The organism is Variovorax sp. FW305-3-2-15-B-LB1 (assembly GCF_058787635.1).
The window spans coordinates 80479-86820 of sequence record NZ_JBYSZY010000002.1 but is presented as its reverse complement, the minus strand read 5'-3'; the positions used below and the strand labels follow the sequence as shown (position 1 = coordinate 86820).

The window sequence follows — 6342 nt, the reverse complement described above, 5'->3', positions numbered from 1 at the left end:
GGCTATCCCGGGGGGGGGGGCGGGGGGGCCGCCGCGGCGCGCATCAGGACTTGTAGACCTTGCGCAGGCTGCGGATGCCCGGCAGCTTCGTCAACGCGCCGATGAAGCGCACCATGCCCGGCGTGCTCCGGCGCAGCAGGAACAGCGTGATCCACAACCGCAGCTTCTTCTTGCGGCCCACATACGGGTTCGCGAAGACGATGGCCGCGTAGTCATCGAGCACCGCCGTCATCTCGCCGCGGTACTGGTCGTCCTTCTTGATGGCCTCGATCGCCTCGTTCACGAAGAACAGCTGGAAGCGCGGCATCAGGTATTCGCGCAGGTAGTAGCGGCCGCGCTGGTGCTCGTCGGGGAACATCTGCAGCAGCTTCTTGAAGTACTTGAAGCGGCTGCGCACCATGCGGATACCGAACGAGGTGCTGGCCGTGTGAATGCACCAGACCGTCACCGCCTTGTCCACGAAGTGATTGCTGTAGCCCTTGCGGAAGATGCGCAGGAACAGGTCGTCGTCCTCGTAGCCCATGAACTGCGAGTCGAAGCCGCCCACCGCGTCGAAGGCCTTGCGGCTCACCAGCGCGGCCGAGGGCAGCACGAACATGTCGTAGCGCAGCAGGTCGAAGATGCTGCGCTTCGGGTGCTGCGCGTGGTCCTTGATGACGCCGGTGCGGATCACATTGCCGTCGCCGTCCGCCTCGTACAGGTCGGCGTAGATGTAGCCGAACAGGCGGTCGTCCCACGGGATCGACGACACCAGCGTCTCGATGTGGTTCGGCAGGTAGAAGTCGTCCTGGTCCAGGAAGCAGATGTATTCGGAGGTCGACGCCGCCACGCCCGCATTGCGCGCCGAGCCCTGGCCGCCGTTCTCCTTGTCGAGGATGCGGAACGGGTAGCGGGCCGCCAGCCCGTCGAGCGCGGCGCGCTCCTCCGGACGCGAGCCGTCGTTGACCACGATCACCTCGTGTGCGGGCACCGACTGCTCGAACACGCTCTTCACCGAGCGCTCGATGAAATCGGCGCCGTTGTAGAACGGAATGATGACCACGACGTTCGGCCAGGCCATCGGCTCGCCGGGCGGGGAAGGGTTCGCGGGGACGTTGGTTGGGTTCATTGTTGTTGTGTCAGACAGATTCGAAAAGATCGCGGACCACGCCGCGCACCCCGCGGCCGAACTTGTCGTAGCGACCGGTCATGGCCTCGCGCAGGATCGGCACGCACCGGGCCAGGCGCGAGGCGGGCAAGGCGGCGCGGAAGCGCTGGTGCACGATCTTGCTGCGCACCTTGTCGATGATCTCGGGGGGCACGCGATCGCCGAGCTGGAGTAGACGCTCCAGCAACAGCTCGGCCTTGATCGCGCGCTCGACGTGCGTGTTGCCCCGCGAGGCGAGCGCCTTGCGTACCTTCTCCTTGTAGGTGTCGCGGCGGGCGCCGATCTGGTTGGATTCGTGCTGGCGGTAGTCGATGAGCGGCTCTTCCAGCAGGTCGACCCGCGACGTCGTCGACGCGATGATGGCCAGCCATTCGTCGTGCACCCACTCCACCGGCAACGGCAAGGCATCGGCAAGCAGCGAGCGACGGAAAACCGTGGTCGCACCGGTCACGAGGTTGCGGCGCAGGAACACATCGAACGCCCGGCCCGTGTGGATCCGCTCGAGCTCCGACGGTGTGACCTCCAGCGCATGGAACAGCGTGTTGCCCAGGTCGCGGCCTTGGGAATCCACGAGGCGCGCATCGGTGTGCAGCAGCCAGAGGTTGTCGTCCTGCACGAAGGGCGCCACCATCCGCTCGAGCCGGTCGGGCACCCACACGTCGTCCTGGTCGCTCAGCGCGATCAGGTCGCCGGTGCAGGCAGAGATGGCCTGTTCGAAGTTCTTGACGACCCGCAGGGCCACGGGATTCTCGAAGACCCGCAGGGCGATGGGCGGCCCGGGGCGCTCCGCTGCGCATTCGGCCACCGTGGCACGCACGACATCGACCGAGCCGTCGCGCGAGGCATCGTCGGACAGCACGACCTCGATCGGCGGCCGGGTCTGCAGGCAGATGCTGCGCACCTGCTCGCGCAGGAAGCGGGCGCCGTTGTAGGTGCACAGGGCGACGGAGACTTCGAGAGGACGGGGATTGCGCATGGGTGGATCGTTTTTCTGTCGGGCATGCTGCCGATGGCAGCCGCAGCCCGTCCGATCGGGGGAGCGGTGGGCTCTTCCATGGTTACGAATTGCAGGGGAACCGGAGCCGGTAAAATTATCTCTCAGTTGATACTCTGAATAAAATGCGCGGGCTCGCACGAGCACCGTCCCGGCCCATCCGGCCATAGCCCTCCAAGAAATCCCGCTTGACCCCCTCGGCCACGAAGCGCTTTTGCTCATCGCCGTTTCACGCGGCGGTGGGAACCTGACCCTGCACATCGGCATCCGCATGGCAGACAAAGACACTGACGCACACGCATGAGCCAAGTTCATTCCAATCTCCATCGAAGCGCCCTGGCCGACTGGTGGGAAGGCACCCGCCGCACCGACATCTGGTGGACGCTGGCCTGGTTCGACGTGGTGCTGCGCTATCGCCGCTCCATGCTGGGCCCGCTGTGGCTCACGCTGAGCATGGGCATCATGATCGGCGGCATGGGCCCGCTGTATGCCTCGCTCTTCGGCACCCAGCTGGACAAGTTCTTCCCGCACCTGGCGCTCGGCGTGATCTTCTGGGGTTTCTTCTCCGCGATCGTCACCGATGCCTGCAACGCCTTCGTCGGCGCCTCCAACTACCTGAAGCAGGGCTACTTTCCCATCAGCCTCTTCGTGTGGCGAGGCCTGGGACGCAACCTGATCCAGTTCGCCCACCAGATCGTGCTGTACATCCCCGTCGCCCTGTGGGCCGGCGTCTCGCTGTCGTGGTCGGTTCTCCTGGTCATTCCGGCCTTCCTGATCCTCATCGTCAACGCCCATGCGCTCGGCCTGCTGCTGGGCCTCATCTGCACCCGCTACCGCGACGTGACGCAGATCATCACCAGCATCATGCAGATGCTGATGTTCCTCACCCCCGTGTTCTGGCTTCCCGAGAACCTCCCGGGCCGCGCCAAGTACGTGCTGTGGAACCCCTTTGCGCAGATGCTCGACCTGTTGCGCACGCCGCTGATGGGCGGCGTGGCCCACCTCGAAAGCTGGATCGGTATCGGTCTGTGGACCGTGTTGTGCCTGACCGCCGCGAGCGTGATGTTCGTCAAATACCGTCGCCGCGTCGTTTACTGGCTCTGATCCATGGCATCCATTTCACTCAAGAACGTTTCGGTCAGCTTCCCCATCTATGGGGCCGGCTCGGTGTCACTCAAGAAGACGCTGGCGGCCTCCGTCACCGGCGGGCGCTTCGGCAAGGAAACCGGCGTCACCGTGGTGCAGGCGCTCAGCGGCCTCAACCTCGAACTCAAGAGCGGCGACCGGCTGGGCCTGATCGGCCACAACGGTGCGGGCAAGTCCACGCTGCTGCGCACGCTGGCGGGCGTCTATGAGCCCTCGTCGGGCGAATTCACGCGCCAGGGCTCCGTGGCCAGCCTGATCGACCCCGCACTGGGCATCGAGATGGACGCCACCGGCATCGAGAACATCATGCTGCGCGGCCTCGTGATGGGTATGAGCAAGAAAGAGGTCGACCGGCTCACGCCCGACATCTGCGAATTCAGCGGCCTGGGCGAGTACGTCAACATGCCCGTTCGCACCTACTCGACCGGCATGATGATGCGGCTGGCGTTTTCCATCTCGACCAGCGTCGAGGCCGACATCCTGCTGATGGACGAATGGCTGTCGGTGGGCGACGCCGCCTTCACCGAAAAGGCAGAGAAGCGGATGCGCGACGTGGTGTCCAAGTCGGGCATCCTGGTGCTGGCCTCGCACTCGCCCGAGCTGATTGCCAAGGAATGCAATCGCGTGATTCACCTGGAGCACGGCCGAATCGTCGAAAGCTGAGGGAGCACGGCTGCAACCGCCGTAACTCACATCGGTCTCCGTAGACCCTCCGGGCATTCAACGAATATGATGATTGCCCCCCATCTTGCGCCCCCAAGGATTGAATGAATATGCATTTCAAGTGCAACGTTTGCGCGTCTGTCCGTGTGGGCCGCTCATTGACACGGGGTGATGGGCGCAATGTCCTGTTCTGCGAGAACTGCGACATGGGGGTCGTCGAAGTGGTTCCCGAAGATACGAGCGTCTTCTATGAAGACACGTACTACGGCGCGAGCAACGCAGACGAGGTCGGCTACCACGACTACGAGTTCACGGCGGATCACAGCCTGCTGTGGGTCAAACTGATGCTGGAGGCGATCTCACCCGCGGGCCGGATTCTTGACATCGGCTGTGCCAACGGCCATTTGCTCCGAAGCCTGAACGGCGACTACGAACGCTTCGGGATCGAGGTCAATGCGGCCGCAGCCAGCGTGTCCCAACAAAGAGGCGTGGCCGTCATTGCCTCCGATGTGTTCGATCCCGCAGTCAGCAATCAAACGCATGGCAGTTTCGACTTCATCACGTCGATCGCAACCTTCGAGCACGTGAACGATTTCAGGGGCGCATTCGATGTTTCCCTGAAATCCCTTCGACCCGAAGGTGTCCTCATCTTCGAGGTCCCGCTGATGTCATACACAAGGGACAACAAGGATTGGCTCGAATCCTCGTACGAGCATGTCTACTACCCCACGGTCAAGGGGCTGGAGGCCTTGTTCAAGGAATTTCCGGACCATCAATTCACTGGATTCGAGTCCGATATCGCCGGGTACAGCTCGACCTACATCGGCGTCGCCGCTCGCGATCCTGCGGTCTTCGCTCGCGTGAGCCAGCTTCTCGAGGCAATGACACGGCCTTCGCCCGCCGGTCTTTCCGACGAGGAGACCTGCATCAATCTTGCGTACAACGTCGTCCACTCATTCAACGTGACTGCCGACCGCATTCTGGCGCTGCCTACGCTGGTCAAGCATGCCTACAGTTTCAATCTGGTGAAGCGCCTGACCCAGCTCTGGCATGCGGACCGGGTCGTTGCAGACAATGCCGGAGGCGCATTGGAAAGTGCGAAATGGCATGAGCAACAGGCGAAGAATTGGCAACATGAGTGGGATCGCCTGCATCACGACACCGAAAACCTGAAAGCGACCAACGCTGCGATGTACAAGCAGCTGCAGTCGCTGATGAATCCATCCTGAGCGACGTGTCGAGAAGCTCCAGGGGTCGCTCCGGATCAGGGAGCAACACGCGGATGACCGCGACGCGCCGCGAATCGAAGACGTTCCGCGACTAGACGGCGCGAAGGACTGCCCACGAAAAGCGGCGTCCTAGAGCGATGCCCCATCTTTCCACCGAGTGGAACAGGGCGGCAGTGACAAGACAAAGGGCGACTGTTGCGCACAGCAGCACAACGGTCCCGCTGCTCGAAAGCTTGTCTCCCCGACCCAACGCCAGATAGGCCCACGATGTGAAGCTGCAGAGCACCGGAACGTGCAGCAGGTACATCGAGAAGGAGACCTGGCCGAGCCACCTGGATATCGGCAACGAAAGTGCCCGCTGAAATCCCCCGTTGAGCAACACGCCATAGAGCAGCCCGGCACTGCAGAGCGTGAGCCACACGGGCCCGAAGTCACTTGGCCGCACCGCGGCGAAGACGATCGCGCCGATCAGCAAAGCCCACGACACCAAGGGCGCGGCCTTCGACCCGCTTAGCTTCCGATGCATGTCGAGCTGCGTGAAATTCGCAATCGCGGCGCCTGCGGCCATCGCCACGAACGGAGATGCAAGCCATCCGGTGATCGCGAGCAGCGCCACATGAATGACGCCTCGCAGCACGGGCCCCCGCCCCATGACAAGCAGCGCAGCGAAGACAAGGATCGAACCTTGCATCTCGACGGGCATGGTCCAAAGCGGCGCATCGTAGGAGCTTGCCGGCGAGCCATCGACGTACACCCTCCAGAAGGAAAAGTGCAGCACATCCGCCACCGTGGGGGTGAAGGAGTAGACGATCGGCAGCCAGCCCTCGCTTCCTGTCACCTTGCTCGCCGGGATGTTGCGCATCCACCCGAGAGCCATCAACACCATGGCCAGACACGACGCCGCGAAGATCGGCACGGTGAGCCGCGGATAGCGTCGAAGCGCCAGGTCGACGACTGCGCGTCGCTCACCGGTCCGAAAGAATCCCACGCTCAACACGTAGCCGGAGAGAACGAAAAAGATGAACACCGAGAATGAACCGTCGGTGAGAAGAGGATAGAAGCCGGGACGCCATGTCGGCCAGAAGATCTCCCCCGCGTGGCACAAGACGACAACGAGCGCCGCCCAGCCGCGCAGGCCGTCAAGGTAGGTTTCTCTCATGCTT

At 63.2% G+C, this 6342-nt stretch carries 6 protein-coding genes; 3 read left to right on the top strand and 3 right to left on the bottom strand.

Annotated elements, in window-relative coordinates; genetic code table 11:
• Positions 1-43: 43 nt before the first annotated feature.
• A complete protein-coding gene (locus AC3WQR_RS01910) occupies positions 44-1108 on the bottom strand; it encodes a glycosyltransferase family 2 protein (RefSeq protein ID WP_159273766.1) in 1065 nt (354 codons plus the stop codon).
• Positions 1109-1118: 10 nt separating this feature from the next.
• Complete coding sequence (locus AC3WQR_RS01905) at positions 1119-2123, bottom strand: glycosyltransferase family 2 protein (RefSeq protein WP_492740992.1); 1005 nt, start codon at positions 2121-2123, stop codon at positions 1119-1121.
• Between the two features lie 318 nt (positions 2124-2441).
• Between AC3WQR_RS01905 and AC3WQR_RS01900 the strand changes: the two genes are divergently transcribed.
• From AC3WQR_RS01900 to AC3WQR_RS01890, 3 genes are all read left to right on the top strand, one after another.
• Positions 2442-3245, top strand: coding sequence for an ABC transporter permease (locus tag AC3WQR_RS01900; RefSeq protein ID WP_492686368.1), 804 nt, complete (start codon positions 2442-2444; stop codon positions 3243-3245).
• 3 nt (positions 3246-3248) lie between these two features.
• Positions 3249-3950: an ABC transporter ATP-binding protein gene (locus tag AC3WQR_RS01895; protein ID WP_492733766.1), complete on the top strand. Its 702-nt coding sequence runs from the start codon at positions 3249-3251 to the stop codon at positions 3948-3950.
• A gap of 104 nt (positions 3951-4054) precedes the next feature.
• Entirely contained in the window at positions 4055-5179 is a 1125-nt protein-coding gene (locus AC3WQR_RS01890; protein WP_492740991.1) for a class I SAM-dependent methyltransferase, read from the top strand.
• 91 nt (positions 5180-5270) lie between these two features.
• Here AC3WQR_RS01890 and AC3WQR_RS01885 read toward each other — a convergent pair whose 3' ends face one another.
• The gene (locus AC3WQR_RS01885) at positions 5271-6338 is read right to left on the bottom strand and encodes an acyltransferase family protein (RefSeq protein WP_492733762.1); all 1068 of its coding nucleotides are present in this window, start codon (positions 6336-6338) and stop codon (positions 5271-5273) included.
• Positions 6339-6342: the final 4 nt, after the last annotated feature.